20 protein-coding genes are annotated in these 16,586 nt (G+C 68.2%); 9 read left to right on the forward strand and 11 right to left on the reverse strand.

Annotated features, from left to right (window positions below; all coding sequences use genetic code 11):
- The first annotated feature begins 130 nt into the window (after positions 1-130).
- A complete protein-coding gene (alaS, locus tag ACSQ2H_RS05795; RefSeq protein WP_436060499.1) occupies positions 131-2,767 on the forward strand; it encodes an alanine--tRNA ligase in 2,637 nt (878 codons plus the stop codon).
- 226 nt (positions 2,768-2,993) lie between these two features.
- The gene (locus tag ACSQ2H_RS05800; RefSeq protein ID WP_436060500.1) at positions 2,994-3,623 is read left to right on the forward strand and encodes a PEPxxWA-CTERM sorting domain-containing protein; all 630 of its coding nucleotides are present in this window, start codon (positions 2,994-2,996) and stop codon (positions 3,621-3,623) included.
- A gap of 268 nt (positions 3,624-3,891) precedes the next feature.
- Here the strand turns inward: ACSQ2H_RS05800 and ACSQ2H_RS05805 are convergent, their stop codons facing one another.
- The 4 genes from ACSQ2H_RS05805 to ACSQ2H_RS05820 form a co-directional block, all read right to left on the reverse strand.
- Positions 3,892-4,269 carry a VOC family protein gene (locus ACSQ2H_RS05805; protein ID WP_436060501.1) on the reverse strand — a complete coding sequence of 126 codons (378 nt, stop codon included), beginning with the start codon at positions 4,267-4,269 and terminating at the stop codon, positions 3,892-3,894.
- 67 nt (positions 4,270-4,336) lie between these two features.
- Complete coding sequence (locus ACSQ2H_RS05810; RefSeq protein ID WP_436060502.1) at positions 4,337-5,038, reverse strand: ribonuclease T2 family protein; 702 nt, start codon at positions 5,036-5,038, stop codon at positions 4,337-4,339.
- Positions 5,035-5,598: a DUF2939 domain-containing protein gene (locus tag ACSQ2H_RS05815; protein ID WP_436060503.1), complete on the reverse strand. Its 564-nt coding sequence runs from the start codon at positions 5,596-5,598 to the stop codon at positions 5,035-5,037. The genes ACSQ2H_RS05810 and ACSQ2H_RS05815 overlap by 4 nt, the downstream gene beginning before the upstream one ends.
- A gap of 4 nt (positions 5,599-5,602) precedes the next feature.
- Positions 5,603-6,826 (reverse strand): NADP-dependent isocitrate dehydrogenase, encoded by a 1,224-nt coding sequence (locus ACSQ2H_RS05820; RefSeq protein ID WP_436060504.1) that lies wholly within the window; start codon positions 6,824-6,826, stop codon positions 5,603-5,605.
- A gap of 177 nt (positions 6,827-7,003) precedes the next feature.
- Between ACSQ2H_RS05820 and ACSQ2H_RS05825 the strand changes: the two genes are divergently transcribed.
- The 5 genes from ACSQ2H_RS05825 (at position 7,004) to ACSQ2H_RS05845 (ending at position 10,530) form a co-directional block, all read left to right on the forward strand.
- Positions 7,004-7,780 (forward strand): RNA methyltransferase, encoded by a 777-nt coding sequence (locus ACSQ2H_RS05825; RefSeq protein WP_436060505.1) that lies wholly within the window; start codon positions 7,004-7,006, stop codon positions 7,778-7,780.
- A complete protein-coding gene (locus tag ACSQ2H_RS05830; protein ID WP_436060506.1) occupies positions 7,780-8,853 on the forward strand; it encodes an NAD(P)H-dependent flavin oxidoreductase in 1,074 nt (357 codons plus the stop codon). Before ACSQ2H_RS05825 ends, ACSQ2H_RS05830 begins: the two co-directional genes overlap by 1 nt.
- 68 nt (positions 8,854-8,921) lie before the next feature.
- On the forward strand, positions 8,922-9,266 hold the full coding sequence (locus tag ACSQ2H_RS05835; RefSeq protein ID WP_436060507.1) for a hypothetical protein: 345 nt from the start codon (positions 8,922-8,924) through the stop codon (positions 9,264-9,266).
- 175 nt (positions 9,267-9,441) lie between these two features.
- On the forward strand, positions 9,442-10,059 hold the full coding sequence (rpsD, locus tag ACSQ2H_RS05840) for a 30S ribosomal protein S4 (protein WP_436060508.1): 618 nt from the start codon (positions 9,442-9,444) through the stop codon (positions 10,057-10,059).
- Between the two features lie 87 nt (positions 10,060-10,146).
- Entirely contained in the window at positions 10,147-10,530 is a 384-nt protein-coding gene (locus ACSQ2H_RS05845; protein WP_436060509.1) for a hypothetical protein, read from the forward strand.
- A gap of 4 nt (positions 10,531-10,534) precedes the next feature.
- Here ACSQ2H_RS05845 and ACSQ2H_RS05850 read toward each other — a convergent pair whose 3' ends face one another.
- From ACSQ2H_RS05850 to ACSQ2H_RS05875, 6 genes are all read right to left on the reverse strand, one after another.
- A complete protein-coding gene (locus tag ACSQ2H_RS05850; protein WP_436060510.1) occupies positions 10,535-10,954 on the reverse strand; it encodes an acyl-CoA thioesterase in 420 nt (139 codons plus the stop codon).
- Positions 10,951-11,295: a Grx4 family monothiol glutaredoxin gene (grxD, locus tag ACSQ2H_RS05855; protein ID WP_436060511.1), complete on the reverse strand. Its 345-nt coding sequence runs from the start codon at positions 11,293-11,295 to the stop codon at positions 10,951-10,953. The genes ACSQ2H_RS05850 and grxD overlap by 4 nt, the downstream gene beginning before the upstream one ends.
- Before the next feature lie 74 nt (positions 11,296-11,369).
- Positions 11,370-12,275: an aldo/keto reductase gene (locus ACSQ2H_RS05860; protein WP_436060512.1), complete on the reverse strand. Its 906-nt coding sequence runs from the start codon at positions 12,273-12,275 to the stop codon at positions 11,370-11,372.
- Positions 12,276-12,287: 12 nt separating this feature from the next.
- Positions 12,288-12,521: a BolA family protein gene (locus ACSQ2H_RS05865; protein ID WP_183773527.1), complete on the reverse strand. Its 234-nt coding sequence runs from the start codon at positions 12,519-12,521 to the stop codon at positions 12,288-12,290.
- Between the two features lie 87 nt (positions 12,522-12,608).
- On the reverse strand, positions 12,609-13,013 hold the full coding sequence (locus ACSQ2H_RS05870) for a VOC family protein (protein WP_436060513.1): 405 nt from the start codon (positions 13,011-13,013) through the stop codon (positions 12,609-12,611).
- A gap of 17 nt (positions 13,014-13,030) precedes the next feature.
- Complete coding sequence (locus ACSQ2H_RS05875; protein WP_436060514.1) at positions 13,031-14,263, reverse strand: serine hydrolase domain-containing protein; 1,233 nt, start codon at positions 14,261-14,263, stop codon at positions 13,031-13,033.
- Between the two features lie 95 nt (positions 14,264-14,358).
- Here ACSQ2H_RS05875 and ACSQ2H_RS05880 point away from each other — a divergent pair, with 95 nt between their 5' ends.
- Together ACSQ2H_RS05880 and ACSQ2H_RS05885 are read left to right on the forward strand one after the other, a co-directional pair.
- Positions 14,359-15,339 (forward strand): amidohydrolase family protein, encoded by a 981-nt coding sequence (locus ACSQ2H_RS05880; protein ID WP_436060515.1) that lies wholly within the window; start codon positions 14,359-14,361, stop codon positions 15,337-15,339.
- A 2-nt stretch (positions 15,340-15,341) separates the two neighbouring features.
- Positions 15,342-15,821: a CinA family protein gene (locus ACSQ2H_RS05885; RefSeq protein WP_436060516.1), complete on the forward strand. Its 480-nt coding sequence runs from the start codon at positions 15,342-15,344 to the stop codon at positions 15,819-15,821.
- Here the strand turns inward: ACSQ2H_RS05885 and ACSQ2H_RS05890 are convergent.
- Positions 15,818-16,576, reverse strand: coding sequence for a DUF3313 family protein (locus ACSQ2H_RS05890; RefSeq protein ID WP_436060517.1), 759 nt, complete (start codon positions 16,574-16,576; stop codon positions 15,818-15,820). The genes ACSQ2H_RS05885 and ACSQ2H_RS05890 overlap by 4 nt on opposite strands.
- Positions 16,577-16,586: the final 10 nt, after the last annotated feature.

The following is a 16,586-nucleotide window of genomic DNA, read 5'->3' on the forward strand; positions in this document are numbered from 1 at the left end:
CTTGGACGCACGCCGTCCAAGCGTCCTTTTCCTTTGCGGGTGTCGACAAAATCCGTAAACGGTCGCGCGCGGGGCGGCGCAACAGCGCGCAAGCCCCTATCTCTTTTTCGCTTTCAACGTCCGACGAGCCATGCCGAGCCTCAACGAAATCAGAGCTGCGTTCCTGGGCTACTTCGAAAAGAATGATCACCTGATCATTCCGTCGGCCCCGCTCGTGCCGCAGAACGACCCGACCCTGCTGTTCGTCAACGCGGGCATGGTGCCGTTCAAGAACTACTTCACCGGCGCCGAAACACCGCCCGCTCCGCGTGCGGCGTCGTCGCAGAAGTCGGTTCGCGCCGGCGGCAAGCACAACGACCTCGACAACGTCGGCTACACCGCGCGCCACCACACCTTCTTCGAAATGCTGGGGAACTTCTCCTTCGGCGACTATTTCAAGGCCGGCGCGATCGAGTACGCCTGGACCCTGCTGACCAAGGAATTCAAGATTCCGGCGGAGAAGCTGTGCGTCACCGTCTACCACACCGACGACGAGGCGGCCGAGCTCTGGAAGAAGATCGCCGGCCTGCCGGACGAGAAGATCATCCGCATCGCCACCAACGACAATTTCTGGTCGATGGGCGACACCGGCCCCTGCGGCCCGTGCTCGGAAATCTTCTACGACCACGGCGCGCACATCCCCGGTGGCCCGCCCGGCAGCCCGGATGAGGACGGCGACCGGTTCGTCGAGATCTGGAACCTCGTCTTCATGCAGTTCGAGCAGTTCGCCGATGGGCGGCGCATCGACCTGCCGAAGCCGCAGATCGACACCGGCATGGGTCTGGAGCGCATCGCCGCGGTGCTGCAGGGCGTGCACGACAACTACGACGTCGACCTGTTCCGCACGCTGATCGCCGCCTCCAAGCAACTGGTCGGGGACGGCACCAACGGCCCCTCGCACCGGGTCATCGCCGACCACCTGCGTTCGACCAGCTTCCTGATCGCCGACGGCGTGTCGCCGTCGAACGAAGGCCGCGGCTACGTGCTGCGCCGGATCATGCGCCGCGCCATGCGCCACGCGCACCTGCTGGGCGCCGAAGAGCCGTTGATGCACCGCCTGGCGCCGGTCCTCGTCGCCGAGATGGGCGAGGCCTATCCTGAGCTGCGCCGCGCCGAGCCGGTGATCGTCGAGACCCTGCGCCAGGAAGAGGAGCGGTTCCGCCGCACCCTGGGCCGCGGCATGACGCTGCTGGACGAGGCGACCGCCAAGATGAAGGCGGGCGACATGCTCTCGGGTGAAACCGCCTTCAAGCTCTACGACACCTACGGCTTCCCGCTCGACCTGACCCAGGACGCGGTCCGCAACAAGGGCATCAGCGTCGATCTGTCGGGCTTCGAGGACGCCATGAAGCGTCAGCGCGAACAGGCCCGCGAGGCCTGGACGGGATCTGGCCAGTCGGCGCAGGGCGCAGAGTGGTTCGCGATCCGCGAGCGCCTCGGCGCGACCCAGTTCCTCGGCTACGAGACGACCGAGGCGACGGGCAAGCTTCTGGCCCTGGTCGCGAACGGCGCTGAAGTCGAAGGCGCCAAGACCGGTGAGACGGTGCTGGCGGTGTTCGACCGCACGCCCTTCTACGCCGAAAGCGGCGGCCAGGCCGGCGACGTGGGCGAGATCGAGTGGAACGGCGGCAAGGCCCGCGTGCTCGACACCCAAAAGCAGGCCGGCGATCTCTTCGTGCACGAGATCGAGATCCTGCAGGGCGACCTAGCTCCCGGCGCCGAGGCGCGCCTGGCGGTCGATCCCGACCTGCGGACCACGACCCGAGCCAACCACTCGGCGACCCACCTGCTGCATGCGGCGCTGCGCAACGTGCTCGGCCCGCACGTGTCCCAGAAGGGCCAGATGGTCGACGGCGAGCGGATCCGCTTCGACTTCAGCCACGGCGGTCCGGTGACCGCCGAGGAGATCGAGAAGATCGAGGCAGAGGTGAACGCGGTGGTTCGTCAGAACCTGCCGGCCGTGACCCAGGAAATGGCGCCGGAGCAGGCGATTGAGGCCGGCGCGATGGCGCTGTTCGGCGAGAAGTACGGCGACTCGGTCCGCGTTCTTACCCTCGGCAAGTCGTTGGCGGGCGAGGGCGACTACTCGGTCGAACTGTGCGGCGGCACCCACGTGGCCCGCACCGGCGACATTGCGCTGTTCAAGGTCGTGTCCGAAAGCGGCGTGGCCGCGGGCGTGCGCCGGATCGAGGCGCTGACCGGAGAGGCCGCGCGGCGCTGGCTGATCGAACAGGCGGGCGTCGCCAAGGCCCTCGCCGACCAGTTCAAGGTGCCCGTGGTCGAAGTGACCGCGCGGGTCGAGGCCCTGGAAGCCCAGCGCCGCAAGCTCGAGAAGGAACTGGCCGAGGCCAAGCGTCAGCTCGCCATGGGCGGCGGCGGCGGCGCGGCGTCGGGCCCGGAAGAGATCGGCGGCGTGCAGGTCATCGCCCGGGTCATGGACGGCGTCGGCGGCAAGGACCTGCGTCCCATCGCCGAGGAATTCAAGAAGCAGCTGCCGGACGGCGTCATCGCGCTGGTCGGTTCGGCCGAGGGCAAGGCGGCGGTGACCGTCGCCGTCACCGGCGCAGCGGCTGCCAAGTTCAGCGCCGTGGATCTCGCCAAGGCGGCGGTCCAGGCGATGGGCGGTCAGGGCGCGGGCGGACGTCCCGACTTCGCTCAGGGCGGAGCGCCCGACGGCGCAAAGGCCAACGAGGGCATGGCGGCGATCAAGGCCCTGCTGGGGGCCTGATTCGGTTCAATGACGGTTCGGAAAGGGGGCGCAGATGCGCCCCCTTTTTTTTGTCGATTGCCCCTGGGTTAACCCTGATTTGCAAAAAAGCGAACGCCGCTCGGCGAAACGTAAAATTTGCATACCCGTGTGAGGCGAGTGGCGTTGCCAGAAATTGCATTAAGCTCTAGTTCACCATCCAGAGGGGCGCCTTACGGGGCGCAGGATCAACGTAAGGATGGGTTCAATGTTTAAGTATCTGCCCGCTGCCGCCGCTGCGCTGGCGCTCAGCTTCGCCGCCGTTCCGGCCGCTGAAGCCGCTACCGTCTTCTCGGGCGGCGTCAACAACGTCCAATCGAACAACACCGATCCGGGCCTCGTCGTCCAGACCGGCAACTACAACACCTTCAGCCTGCCGCTCGAAGTCGGCGTGACCAGCGCCCCGGTCGGCCTGTTCTCGATCTGGACCAACGAAAGCGCCATCAACTTCGACGACTGGGCGCATAGCCCGATCTCGGTCCAGCTGCAGTTCACCGCGCCGACCGGCCCGTGGTCGGGTGGCCCGATCACCGGCGACACCTTCGGCATCAACGGCTTCCTGGTTCAAGGCGGCCGCATCGAGTGGGATGGCCCGGCCATCTACACCTTCGGCAACGGCGGCAAGCTCGAAGTGTCGCTGAAGGACACCAACTTCAACTGGGGCCTGTTCGGCACCAACCCGGGCCAGAAGTACGGCGCGGTGGTTGAAGCCAACTTCAAGCTCATCGACCTGCCGTCGGCGGTGCCGGAACCGGCCACCTGGGCGATGATGATCACCGGCTTCGGCCTGGCCGGCGTGGCCATCCGTCGTCGTCGTGAGACGCTCGTCGCGGCCTAAATCGCGCGAACAGTCAGCAGAAAGGCCGGGGGCGACCCCGGCCTTTTTTGTTTGCGCCGTTCGTGCCTGTGCGCGCATGGGGTGCAGAGGTTTGCCGGGGAGCGAGGGCGCGCGCTGAATGAGGCTCCCATTCCAGCCGACTCCAGCGGCCTGGGCCGGGGGCTCGGCGGGGCCTTACGCCGCCGCTCGCCGCGCATCGGCGAGAACGTCCGTCCCCACGAAGGAGGAGGGCCGCGAACCCCAACGCGGTCCTCCTTTAAGCTCCAGCCTACGGACGGGTGAAGATCGCGATCTTGTTGCCCGTCGCATCGCGCACATAGGCGCCATAGAACGTTGTCGAATCCGCCGGCCGCGGACCTGGCGCACCCTCGTCGGCGCCGCCGAAGGCGAGCGCCGCCGCATGGGCCGCATCGACCGATTCCCTGTCCGGGCCGCGGAACGCGATCATGACGCCATTGCCGCCCCGCGCCTGTTGGCCGTCGAACGGCGGGCAGACGAAGGTGTTGGCCTCCTGGCCCTTCGGACCATATCCGGCCCAGCCGCTGTCGAAGAACTGCCGCTCGTAGCCGATGGCGCCCAGCACGGCGTCGTAGAACGGCATGGCGTCCTCGACGTTCAGCGCCCCGATCGTAACGTAGCCGATCATGTCGTCCGTCTCCCTGATGTCAGGGGGCGACGCTAGTCGCGAGGTGCGAACATAACAAGAACAAATGCTAGTGCTGGATCCGGATCCGGGCGTGATCGGGCGCGCCGAGACCGCTCCGGCACGCCGCCGGCCGAAACGCCAGATCGTAGCAGATGCGGACTTCCTGCAGCCGATTGCCGTCGGCGACCTTCACATAGAGGCTGTTGCGCCGAAGACCGCGGTTGCGGGCCAGGAAGGCGTCGCGGACGTCGCCGGCCGTGACCTCTTTGCTGGCGGGGAACATGAGGCTCGGCGCGTCGATCGAGCCCCAGAGCGTTCGGGCCCGATCGAAATAGGCCTCAGGCGATTTCCAGCCGCATGTGCCATGCGCCGCCCACTCGTGCTGCAGCAATTCCGCGGACGGCGTCATGCAATAGTTCCTGCGGACAGTCGCGGCGTTGATGGCCGGCGCGGCCGCGCAGTAGCGGGGATGGCGCTTACCCGGTCCGTTGGGCCACAGGCCATGGACCACGAAGCCCATGTGGTTTTGGCGGCATTGAAACCGCGCCTCGGCGGACCCGCCGCGCGTCCGGCACCACTCGGGCGACCAGCTCAGCGCCAGCATGTAGGAGGCGACCGGCGTGTTGCGGACGATCTCGCGTTCAGGCGCGCGCTCGGCCGGCGCCGGCGTCACGTGGGCCGGCGGAGTACAGGCCCGCAGCGGCGCGGCTGCTGCGACGCCGGCCGCCGACCAGGCCGCCAGCAAGCTGAGCAGAAAGCCGCCCCTCACGCGCCGGCTTTGACGGGCAGGCGGATCTGCACGAGCTTCCAGGTGAACAGGTCGCGGCGCTCGAAGGTGAAGACCACGCCTTGGTCCGCCGACTTCACGCCCTTGGCCAAGACCAGGAAGCGGGCGCGATTCGGGTCCCAGTAACGCAGCCGCGGCAAGGCCCGCTCAGAGGCGTCGGCCGGCGCGGCGCCTGGGGCGTAGCCCCGCGCGAGATCATAGAGGCCAGATGCGCTGAGATAGGGCTCGACCTGGGGCGGGGTCGGTACGATCGGTTCGATGGCGCGCTTCACGGCGCCGATCGGGTCGGTCCAGACGTCGGGCGGCGGCGGGGCGGGGACGGCGCGTTCGGCGACCTGCGGGCGCAGGCCCTGGCGCACGGCGGTGTAGTCCACCAACTGGGCCAGCGCCTGGCCGTCGCCGTCGCGGGCCGCGGCCTTGGTGGCCCTAAACGCAAAGAACGGCGCGGTCGCGAAGACCAGCGCCGTTCCCACGATCAACGTAACGATCAAGCGGAAGACCGCGCGGGCAAGGCTCCAGTCCTCGCGCACGCGGTCGTTCATGGCTTTAGGCGGACGTTTTCGCCAGGGCCGCTTCCAGATTGGCGGCGACCTTGTCGATGAAGCCTTCCGTCGTCAGCCAGCCCTGGGTGTCGCCGACCAGCAGCGCCAGGTCCTTGGTCATCGAGCCGGCTTCGACGGTGTCGACGCAGACCTTCTCCAGGGTGTCGGCGAAGTGGGCGAGCTCGGCGTTGCCGTCGAGCTTGGCGCGGTGCTTCAGGCCTTGGGTCCAGGCGAAGATCGAGGCGATCGAGTTGGTCGAGGTCGACTCGCCGCGCTGATGCTGGCGGAAGTGGCGGGTCACGGTGCCGTGGGCGGCTTCCGATTCCATGATCTTGCCGTCCGGCGTGATCAGCACCGAGGTCATCAGGCCCAGCGAGCCGAAGCCCTGGGCGACCTGGTCGGACTGCACGTCGCCGTCGTAGTTCTTGCAGGCCCAGACGAAGCCGCCGGACCACTTCAGGGCCGAGGCGACCATGTCGTCGATCAGGCGGTGCTCGTAGACGATGCCGGCTTCCTTGAACTTGCCGGCGTACTCGGCCTCGTAGACCTCGGCGAAGATGTCCTTGAAGCGGCCGTCATAGGCCTTGAGGATCGTGTTCTTGGTCGACAGGTAGACCGGGTACTTCCGCTGCAGGCCGTAGTTCAGGCAGGCGTGCGCGAATTCGCGGATCGAGTCGTCGAGGTTGTACATGCCCATGGCGACGCCGCCGCCGGGGAACTCGAACACTTCGTGCTCGATGGTGTCGCCGTTCTCGCCTTCCCACTTGATGGTCAGGCGGCCCTTGCCGGGCACCTTGAAGTCGGTGGCCTTGTACTGGTCGCCGAAGGCGTGACGGCCGACGATGATCGGCTGGGTCCAGCCCGGGATCAGGCGCGGGACGTTCTTACAGATGATCGGCTCGCGGAAGACCACGCCGCCGAGAATGTTGCGGATGGTGCCGTTCGGCGACTTCCACATCTTCTTCAGGCCGAACTCTTCGACCCGCGCTTCGTCCGGAGTGATGGTGGCGCACTTCACGCCCACACCGTGGCGCTTGATGGCCTCGGCCGCGTCGACGGTGACCTTGTCGTCGGTGGCGTCGCGGTGCTCGATGCCCAGGTCGTAGTAGTCCAGATCGATATCCAGATGCGGGAAGATCAACTTGTCCTTGATCCACTTCCAGATGATGCGGGTCATCTCGTCCCCGTCGATGTCTACGACGGGGTTCGCGACTTTAATCTTGGCCATGAGGGCAGAGCGCTCCGGGGGCGTAACGGCTAGGATAGGGTAGGGTAGATAGGGTAAGGGCCGTATACTAGGCCAAGGCCCGGACGCAAAGGGTGGGTCACCCCGTATTGACCTGCGATAGACGCGATCGGGCAGGCGGCGCTTGCATTCTACGCCCCTCGCATCTCAAAACGCGGCATGGAATCCGCCGCTCCGCCCTGCATCATCCTCAACGTGCCGCAACTGGCGCAGAACATCGGCGCCGTCGCGCGCGTGATGGCCAATTTCGGCCTGACCGACCTGCGCCTGGTCAATCCGCGCGACGGCTGGCCGCAAGAACGCGCCTGGGCGGCCGCCTCCGGGGCCGAGTGGCCGCTGAACGCCGCGCGCGTCTATGACAGCGTCGAGGCGGCGATCGCCGACCTGCATCTCGTCTACGCCACGACCGCTCGCCCGCGTGAACTGCAGCTTCCGGTCATCGGACCGCGGGAGGCGGCGGCGAATCTGGCGCACGAGGTCGCCGAAGGCCGCGCCACCGGCCTGCTGTTCGGCGGCGAGCGCGCGGGGCTGGAGACCGCCGACATCGCGCTCTGCCAGGCGGTGGTCACGCTGCCGATCGATCCGCGGTTCCGCTCGCTCAATCTGGCGCAGGCCGTAGCGATCAACGCCTATGAGTGGCGGATGACCGTCGAATCGGGCGCGCCGCCGATCTTCCGCGATGGTCCGCCGCCGGCCGACGCCGCGGCCATGCTCGGCCTCTACGAACATTTCGAGCGCGAGCTGGACGACGCCGGCTTCTTCCATCCGCCGGAAAAGAAGCCGTCGATGATGCAGAACCTGCGTTCGGCGCTGGGCCGCGCGCGTTTCTCCGACCAGGAGGTCCGCACCTTCCGCGGCGTGGTCACGGCGCTATCTAAGGGGCGCGGGCGTTCGCTCGAGAAGCTGGCCCGCAGGAAGGCCGACGGAGAAAGCTGATGGCGTTGCGCGAGCTGTTGGACCGTCTGGCGATTCCGATTCTCCAGGCCCCGATGGTCGGCGCATCTCCCCCGGAAATGGCGCTGACGGTGTCGCGCGCCGGGGCCATGGGCTCGTTGGCGGCTGGCGCGCTGGCGCCTGACCAGATCGAGCCGGAAGTTGAGCTCCTGCGTGCGGCGACCGACGCCCCGTTTGGCGTGAACCTGCTGATGGCGCCGCGCGCCGAACCTGACGGCGCGGCGGTCGAAACAGCGCTCGCCAGGCTGGCGCCCTGGTACGCCGAGCTGGGCGAGGCCTTGCCCGGCCACCCCAACAGCTTCGCGCCCGACTTCGAGGTGCAGCTCGCCGCCCTGACCCGCGCGGCCCCGCCGTTGGCCTCGTTCACCTTCGGCATTCTCACCGCCGATCAGGTGGAGGCGCTGCACCGCGCCGGCACGCTGGTCGTCGGCACGGCCACCACGGTCGCTGAGGCCCGGGCCTGGGCGGCGGTCGGCGCCGACGGGATCTGCGCCCAAGGCTTCGAGGCGGGCGGCCATCGCGGTCACTTCCTCGCCGATCCGGAAGCCAGCTTGGTCGGGACGCTGCCGCTGACCTCGCTGATCCTGGACGCGGTCGACCTGCCGGTGATCGCGGCCGGCGGGATCATGAACGGGCGCGGCGTCGCCGCGGCCCTGGCGCTGGGGGCCAGCGCCGTCCAGATGGGCACGGCCTTCCTGCTCGCCGACCAGACCGGCGTCAGCGCGCCCTGGAAGCGCGCCATCGAAGCGGCCGATGACGAGGCGACCCGCCTGACCCGCGCCTTCACCGGCCGCTGCGCCCGCGGCATCGAGAACCGCTTCATGCGCGATCTCCGCACGGTGCAGGACGAGGTCCCGGCCTATCCGGTGCAGAACCGCCTGACCCAGCCGCTGCGCGCGGCCGCCGCCAAGGCCGGCGAGCCGGAGATGATCTCGCTGTGGGCCGGGCAGGGCGTGCGGCTGGCGCGTCCCGGCGACGCCGGCGATCTGGTCCGGCAGTGGTGGAGCGAGGCGCAGGACGCCGCCGGCCGGCTGTCCGTGCGTACGGCGCGCTGACGGCGGCCGTTCTGGCGACGGCCGAGGTTTCGCGCTAGGGTGGTCCAAGGTAACGCTTGAGGTGCGCCGTGAAGAATCTCGTCCTGACGCTCGCCGCCCTGACCGCGATGGCCACCCCGGCCGCAGCGCAGGTCATGTGCCGCGACGATGTCGGCCGCGTCACCTGCTACGACATCTACGGCAACTCGGTGGTCGGCACGAAGGACGTGCTGGGCAAGGCGACCTGGGTCGACGAGTACGGCAATCAGGTCTCGGTGCGCCGCGACGTGCTCGGCAACCGCATCATCGAGGACAGCGAGGGCAATCGCACCACGGTCCGCCGTGACGTGCTGGGCAACACGGTGGTCAGCGACGATCGTGGGAACAAGACCAGCTGCCGCGTGGACCTGCTCGGCAAGGCGCGCTGCAAGTAGGCGCAAACGCCTGCCCCGATTGACTCTTCGGCCTGCGGACGTCATACACCGCCCCTTCGCGCCGCCGGACCTCGTCTGGCGGTCTGCGATCTATGACGGGTGACCTGACGCCGCCGTTGAGATCGCGTTCCCACTTTCGGGGACGCCGGCTTAGGTCGAATAGAAAGAGACGAGTATGTCGAAGCGCCAGAGCGCCAAGTACAAGATCGACCGCCGGATGGGCGAAAACATCTGGGGTCGTCCGAAGTCGCCGATCAATTCGCGCGCCTACGGCCCCGGCCAGCACGGCCAGCGTCGCAAGTCCAAGGTTTCGGACTTCGGCCTGCAGCTGCGCGCCAAGCAAAAGCTGAAGGGCTACTACGGCAACCTCACCGAGAAGCAATTCTCGCGGACCTACGAAGAGGCCGCCCGCCGCAAGGGCAACACCTCGGAAAACCTGATCGGCCTGCTGGAAGCCCGTCTGGACGCGGTCGTCTACCGCGCGAAGTTCGTGCCGACCGTGTTCGCGGCCCGTCAGTTCGTGAACCACGGCCACGTCCTGGTGAACGGCAAGCGCGTCAACATCGCCTCCTACCGCGTGAAGGTCGGCGACGTGGTCACCGTGCGCGAGCGTTCGCGCAACATGGCCCTGGTGCTGGAAGCCCTGCAGTCGGGCGAGCGTGACACCCCGGACTACATCGAGCTCGACCCGAAGGCCATGACCGCCAAGTTCGTGCGCGTTCCGGAATTCTCCGAGGTCCCGTACCCGGTGAAGATGGAGCCGAACCTGGTTATCGAATTCTACGCGTCCTAATCGGCGCCGAAGACCAGATCGAATTGCGAGGGCCCCGGAGCGATCCGGGGCCTTTTGCTTTTGGGCGATCTGTGGCCGAGTCCATGGATGAATCGTCGAGTAGTGCTTTTGGCGGGCCTGGGCCTGCTGGCCGGGTGCGCCACCGCGCCGACAGTCGTCACGCCTTCTAGGGCCGCTGCGCCCACACATCCCGAGCTGGAGGCCCTCTACGCCGCGGTCGCCGGGCGGGACGCATTGACGATCCAGGTCGCCTCGAACGGCTGCACGCGGAAGGACGACTTCGCCTTCTATGTCGACCGCAAGGGGCTGGCCCCGACCGTGTCGTTCGCGCGCAAGCGCCTGGATCAGTGCCGCTCCTTCGCTATGGGCAAGACCGAGCTGCGCTTCACCTGGGCCGAGCTCGGCCTGGAGCCGCGCGCGACGGTGTTCCTGCTGAACCCGGTGACCGCCTGGACCGGGCCGGGCGTCTAGCGCGTCAGGTGAAGCGTTCGATGATGTCGGCCGTCACCCGCTTGGGGCGGCCGCTCGTGGCGTCGATCATGCACCACTCGGTGCGCGCCTGAGCGCACATGGCGCCGTCGGGGCCGTCGATCCGCACGAAGCGGTCGAAGCGCGGTCCCTCGGCGGTCTCGGCCACCCACGTGCGGCCGGTCGCCGTCTCGCCGGGCATCAGCGCGCGGCGATAGTCGATCTCGTGACGCAGCACGATCCAGGCCCAGCGGGCCTGGTCCTCGGCCGGTTGCCGGGACGCCCAGTGCGAGGTCGCCATGTCCTGAATCCAGCGCACATAGACCACGTTGTTGACGTGGCCGTTGGCGTCGATGTCCGACGCGGACGGCGTGAATTGGAGCGTGAAGACCTGGCGGCCGGACGGCGGTTCGAGCAGACGGCTCACGCCGTCAGGACGCCCTGCTCCGTCAGCAGGGTCTTCAGTTCGCCCGACTGGAACATCTCGCGGACGATGTCGGCGCCGCCGACGAATTCACCCTTCACGTAGAGCTGCGGGATGGTCGGCCAGTCGCTGAAGGTCTTGATGCCTTCGCGCAGCGGCTCGCTCTGCAGCACGTCGACGCCGACGAAGTCCGCGCCGAGGTGATCGAGGATCTGCACCACGACCGAGGAGAAGCCGCAGCGGGGCTCTTCCGGCACGCCTTTCATGAACAGCACCACCGAATGGTCGGCCACTGCCTTGGCGATGAAGTCGTGGACGGGATTGGCGGTCGCGGAGTCGGTCATGACTGGAGCCTTTGCGGCGAAGAATTCGTCCCAGAGCTAGGGAGCCTGAGCGCCCGGGTCAAGCGGCGGCGGCGTCAGGCGCGCCGCTGTGCGGCGATCTGGCCGAAGCGCGCCATCTCGATCTGGGCGGCGACGCCGGTCGGCAGGTCCTTGTCGGTCACTGCGGCCATGCGCTCGATCATGTCCGCGCGGCCCGCCTCGAGCTGAATGGTCGCAAAGGCCGGCTCGGTCAGAGCGAAGGCCAGGCACAGCTCTTCGTAGGACCAGCCCGGCGTGTCATGCAGGAAGCCGTAGACGTTGGGACCGGCCGTGGGTTCGTGACGGCGTCCGCCAAGCAGCCCCCGGCGCATCGGCCGCTCGATCTCGCTACGGGCCGAGGGGCCCGATTGCAGGCCGGTCGGGAAGGGATCGCAGCCGATCAGCGTCATGTTCGCGGCCGAGGCGTCGCGGATGCGGCGGCGAGTCTGCCAGTCGGACACCAGGTTGAAGCCCGTCGCCAGGACATCGAAGGTGTCGTTGGCGATGCACTTGTCGATCACCGGGCCCTCGCCGACCACTCCGATCTGCAGGCAGACGCCGGCGTTGCGCAGGTCGGCCAGATAGGTGAAGGCGTCCGGGGTCATGGTCTCGGCCGCCGTCTCGTCCAGCATCAGCAGGTCGAGATAACCGGCGCGGGTGCGCTGGAGCGCGGCGCGGACATGATCGGCGATGTCGCGGGCGGTGACGGCGCCGGCCGGATTGCCGCGCAGGCGCCAGCCCAGGAAGATCAGCCGCCGTTCCACGACGCTGAGCGCTTCGCCCAGGCCCATGGCCAGGACGTCGGAGCCCGCGGTCGCCTCGAAGCTGTTCACGCCGCTTTCCATCGCCGAGATGACGAGGCTGCGCCAAGCGGCTGGCGAGCCCATGTTCGGCGCGTCGCGCAATAGCAGGCTGACGGCGGAAACCGCCTTTCCCGATGCGCCGAACGGACGGTAGCGCAAAGGGCGGGCCTCCTAGGCCGGAACGGAGGTTTCGAGCGCCAGAGCGTGCAGTTCGCCGCCGACCTTGCCTTTCAGGGCCGTGTAGACAAGCTGATGCTGCTTGACCCGCGAGAGCCCGGCGAAGGCGGGCGAGACGATGCGAGCGCGATAATGGTCGCCGTCGCCGGCCAGATCGTCGATGGCGATCTCGGCGTCCGGGAACGCTTCTCTCAGATTGGCTTCCAGGTCAGCGATGGACATGGGCATCGGGGGGAACTCCACTCGGCGAATCTTTAGTGCGGCAGAAAGCTTAACAACCGCTGGATTGCCATATGGGTCCGCCCGGCGTCGCCCTTAGATCGCAGGCGCGATCTCGTCGTATCCGCGGTTCAGAAACTGCAGCAGGCAAAAGCCGTTGCCGAACGGATCGGCAAGCACGGCGATGCGGCCCCAGACGTGGGTGCGCGGCTCGGAATCCAGGGTTGCGCCGGCGGCTAGGGCCTGCGCCAGGGCCGGATCGAGATCCTCGACCACGACGTCCAAATGCACCGGCGTCCAGTGGCGGACGTAGCGGCGGGGCTCCTCGCCCGCGCCGACCGATCCCTCAGCCTTTTCCAGCAGGTAAATCCGGGCCGGCAGGCCCGATAGCTCCACCCCGCCGTCGCCGAAGCGGCGCGTCACGGTCAGGCCGAAGGCGGTGGTGTAGAAGGCCTCGGCCGTAGCGAGGTCAGGGACGTCGATGTTGACGAGCAGGTCCATCGACGTCCCCTCCAGCGTCAGTCGACGATCGCCGAGTAGATCAGGCTCTTCAGCTGACCGCGGAAGTTGAAGGTGCCCGACGGCATCAGCTGGGTCATGAACACGACCGAGAGCTCCTCCTTCGGATCGACCCAGAAGATGGTCGAGGCCGCGCCGCCCCAATAGTAGTCGCCGGCTCCGAGCGAGGCGGTCTCGACCTGGCCCTTGGTGGACGCGAAGCCCAGGCCGAAGCCGACGCCGTCGTTGGCGGTCTCCGAGAAGCTGCCCAGCGCCATGGTCGACAGGTCCTGGCCGCCGGGCAGGTGGTTCATGTGCATCATCTCGAGCGTCCGCGGGCCGAGGATGCGCGCGCCGTCGAGCTCGCCGCCGCGGCGGAGCATCTCGCAGAAGCGCATGTAGTCGTCGGTGGTGCCGGTCAGACCGCCGCCGCCGGACTCGAACCCGGACGGGCGCGCGAACGCGCTGGTGGCCGGATCGTCGATCAGCTTCAGCTTCTTGTCCGGGCCGCGCTGGTAGTTGGCGCAGAAGCGGTCGGCCTTGTCGGGCGCGACCGAGAACGAGGTGTCCTTCATGCCCAGCGGGCCGAAGATCTCGTCCTGCAGGTACTGGCCGAACGGCTTGCCGGAGATCACCTCGACCAGCGCGCCGCAGACATCGGTGGCCAGCGAGTACATCCAGCGCTCGCCCGGATGGAACAGCAGCGGCACCTGCGCGAGCTTGTCGAGGAAGCCCTGCATGGTGTCTTCGCCGCCGAAGGTGCGGACCTTCAGGCCGCGATAGACCTTGTCGACCGGATGCTGCACGCCGACGCCGGGCAGGCCGCCGCCATAGGTCAGGCCCGAGGTGTGGCTGAGCACGTCGCGGAACGACACCGGCCGGCGCGCCGGCTCGGTCACCAGATCGTCGCCGTCGCCCGACACATAGACCCGGTGGTCCTTCCAGGACGGCACGAAGCGGCTGACCGGGTCGTTGAGCTGGAAGTAGCCCTTCTCGTAGAGCATCATCAGCGCGACCGAGGTGATCGGCTTGGTCATCGAATAGATGCGGAAGATGGCGTCGTCGGCCATCGGCTTGCTGCGCTCCAGGTCCATGGAGCCGTACGACTTGCGGTAGGCCAGCTGGCCGCGCCGCGAAATCGCGATCTGGGCGCCCATGATCTTCTGCGGGCCGATGTAGTTACGCTGCATGTGGTCGTCGATGCGCGCCAGGCGCCCGGCGTCCAGGCCCGTCCACTGAGATTGGGCGTCCATAAAAATCCTCCCGAAGAAAATGGCGGTCGTTCTAATTGGCGGGCATCATGAGCGCGCCGGCGTACGGAAGCCAAGAAAAACAAACGGGGGAAGGCGTGACCGAGGAGATCATCGAACCGGATCTGCCGATCTGCGATCCGCACCACCACCTCTGGGACTTCCCGAACGGCCGCTACCTGCTGGACGAGCTGCTGGCCGACCTGGGCTCGGGCCACAACGTCGAGAGCACCGTCTTCGTCGAGTGCGGGGCCATGTACAGCGCCGACGTGGGCCGGCTGATGTCCCCGATCGGCGAGACCGAGTTCGTCAACGGCGTCGCGGCGATGTCGGCCAGCGGCCGCTATGGCCCGGTTCGCGCCTGCGCCGGGATCGTGGGATTCGCCGACCTGACGCACGCGGACGTCGGCGAGGCGCTCGCGGGTCATATCCGCGCCGGCGGCGGGCGGTTTCGCGGCATCCGCCACACCGGCGCCTGGGACCCCAGCGACGACGTGCGCAACGGCCATACCAATCCGCCTCAGGGGCTGTACGGACGCGAGGATTTCCGCCGCGGCTTCGCCCAGTTGGCGCCCAACGGCCTGTCGTTCGAGGCCTGGCAGTTCCATCCGCAGCTGCCGGAGGTCGCCGATCTCGCCAGCGCCTTCCCGGAAACCACGATCGTGCTGGACCATGTAGGCGGCGTGCTCGGCATCGGTCCCTATGCCGGCCGCCGCGACGAGGAGTTCGCCCGCTGGAAGCGCGACATGGCGCAGGTGGCCCGGCATGAGAACGTGGTGGTCAAGCTGGGCGGTTTGGGCATGGCGATCTGCGGCTTCGAGTTCCACAAGCGTGAGAACCTGCCGTCCTCGACCGAGCTGGCCGACGCGTGGCGGCCGTATATCGACACCTGCATCGAGCTGTTCGGGCCGCGGCGGGCGATGTTCGAGAGCAACTTCCCGGTCGACCGGGGCAGTTGCGACTACGCCACCCTTTGGAACGCGCTGAAGCGGCTGGCGTCCGGCGCCAGCGCCGACGACAAGGCGCTGCTGTTCCGCGACGTGGCGCGATCCACCTATCGACTGGACGAGGAGCACTGAGAATGCAGGCGTTGATGGCCCAGGCCGCGCAGATCGGCGAGCAGCTGAAGGCGCGCAAGGAGCGCGTGGCCGTGGCCGAGAGTTCGTCAGGCGGTCTGATCAGCGCCGCGCTGCTCAGCGTGCCGGGCGCCTCGGCCTATTATCTCGGCGGCGGGGTGGTCTACACGCCCAAGGCGCGGGTCATGCTGATGGATATCCCGAAGGAGGCGCTGGAGGGCATGCGCTCGGCCAGCGAGCCCTACGCCCTGCTGCTGGCCCGCACCGTCCGCGAACGCTTCGGCGCCACCTGGGGGCTGTCCGAGACCGGCGCGGCGGGGCCGACCGGCAACGGTTACGGGGACGCGGCCGGCCACACCTGCGTGGCGATCTCGGGCCCCGTCGAGTTCGTCACCACCATCGAGACCGGTTCGGACGACCGGGTCGCCAATATGGAAGCCTTCGCCGCCGCGGCGCTGGAACTGCTGGCCAAGGCCAGCGCCTAGCGGCCGTCGTCGGCCTCCTCAGCCTTGGCGCCGCTCATCTGCGGCACGTAGAGGCCCGTGGCGAACTTGGCCGCCCAACCTTCCGGCCGGAAGCGGCCGCCGTACTCGGCGCAGGGGTCCGGCTTGGGGATCGGGCGCGACTTCAGGCCCTCGGGGGTCATCGCCGCGGCGACCGCGTCGGCGAACGGTTCGGCGAACTGCAGCGCATCGCCCACGCGGCTGAGCGAGGGATCGTCGGTGCCGATGGCGGTGGCGCTGCGGCTCCAGCTCACCGCGACCAACTGGCGCTCGCCCTGCATCATCTCGGCCTCCGCCGACAGCGCGCCCAGCGTTCCGGGCGCGCGCAGCCCCAGCGGGCCGGGGATGAAGAAGCCCGCCGCGGCCGAGGCGACCGAGGCGGCGCGCCCGGTGGGATCCACCCGGGTGATCGCCACGCGCACCCGGTTGGGCGCCGTGGGATTGATATCGAAGCGTTCGGAGAGCTCGAAGCAGAGCTGCGCGTCGAGCTCGCGTTGCAGCAGCACGCGCTCGCCGGGGGTGAGCCAGCCGCCAGGGCCCACAAGGACGGTGGGCTCGATCGCCACCTGGCGGACCTCGGCCAAGGCGGCCTCGTCGCGCCGTTGCTCGATCTTGGCGCGCAAGGTGTCGGTGCGCGGCGCCAGGCCGTCATAGGTGGAGAGGAAGCCCGAACGGGTCGGGGCGCTGGCGCAGGCGGCCAGCAGCAGGAGCGAGGCGAGGGCGAGGAGACGGGTCATGTTCCTACCT

The sequence above is a fragment of the Phenylobacterium sp. LjRoot97 genome, from assembly GCF_964254345.1.
In the GTDB taxonomy this organism is placed as follows: Bacteria; Pseudomonadota; Alphaproteobacteria; order Caulobacterales; family Caulobacteraceae; genus Phenylobacterium.

What these genes read in the sequence shown, in the direction of transcription:
- alaS (WP_436060499.1), top strand. Translation starts at nt 131, where the DNA reads ATGCCGAGCCTCAACGAAATCAGAGCTGCGTTCCTGGGCTACTTCGAA.
- ACSQ2H_RS05800 (WP_436060500.1), top strand. Translation starts at nt 2,994, where the DNA reads ATGTTTAAGTATCTGCCCGCTGCCGCCGCTGCGCTGGCGCTCAGCTTC.
- ACSQ2H_RS05805 (WP_436060501.1), bottom strand. Translation starts at nt 4,269, where the DNA reads ATGATCGGCTACGTTACGATCGGGGCGCTGAACGTCGAGGACGCCATG.
- ACSQ2H_RS05815 (WP_436060503.1), bottom strand. Translation starts at nt 5,598, where the DNA reads ATGAACGACCGCGTGCGCGAGGACTGGAGCCTTGCCCGCGCGGTCTTC.
- ACSQ2H_RS05820 (WP_436060504.1), bottom strand. Translation starts at nt 6,826, where the DNA reads ATGGCCAAGATTAAAGTCGCGAACCCCGTCGTAGACATCGACGGGGAC.
- ACSQ2H_RS05825 (WP_436060505.1), top strand. Translation starts at nt 7,004, where the DNA reads ATGGAATCCGCCGCTCCGCCCTGCATCATCCTCAACGTGCCGCAACTG.
- ACSQ2H_RS05830 (WP_436060506.1), top strand. Translation starts at nt 7,780, where the DNA reads ATGGCGTTGCGCGAGCTGTTGGACCGTCTGGCGATTCCGATTCTCCAG.
- rpsD (WP_436060508.1), top strand. Translation starts at nt 9,442, where the DNA reads ATGTCGAAGCGCCAGAGCGCCAAGTACAAGATCGACCGCCGGATGGGC.
- ACSQ2H_RS05845 (WP_436060509.1), top strand. Translation starts at nt 10,147, where the DNA reads ATGAATCGTCGAGTAGTGCTTTTGGCGGGCCTGGGCCTGCTGGCCGGG.
- grxD (WP_436060511.1), bottom strand. Translation starts at nt 11,295, where the DNA reads ATGACCGACTCCGCGACCGCCAATCCCGTCCACGACTTCATCGCCAAG.
- ACSQ2H_RS05865 (WP_183773527.1), bottom strand. Translation starts at nt 12,521, where the DNA reads ATGCCCATGTCCATCGCTGACCTGGAAGCCAATCTGAGAGAAGCGTTC.
- ACSQ2H_RS05870 (WP_436060513.1), bottom strand. Translation starts at nt 13,013, where the DNA reads ATGGACCTGCTCGTCAACATCGACGTCCCTGACCTCGCTACGGCCGAG.
- ACSQ2H_RS05875 (WP_436060514.1), bottom strand. Translation starts at nt 14,263, where the DNA reads ATGGACGCCCAATCTCAGTGGACGGGCCTGGACGCCGGGCGCCTGGCG.
- ACSQ2H_RS05885 (WP_436060516.1), top strand. Translation starts at nt 15,342, where the DNA reads ATGCAGGCGTTGATGGCCCAGGCCGCGCAGATCGGCGAGCAGCTGAAG.
- ACSQ2H_RS05890 (WP_436060517.1), bottom strand. Translation starts at nt 16,576, where the DNA reads ATGACCCGTCTCCTCGCCCTCGCCTCGCTCCTGCTGCTGGCCGCCTGC.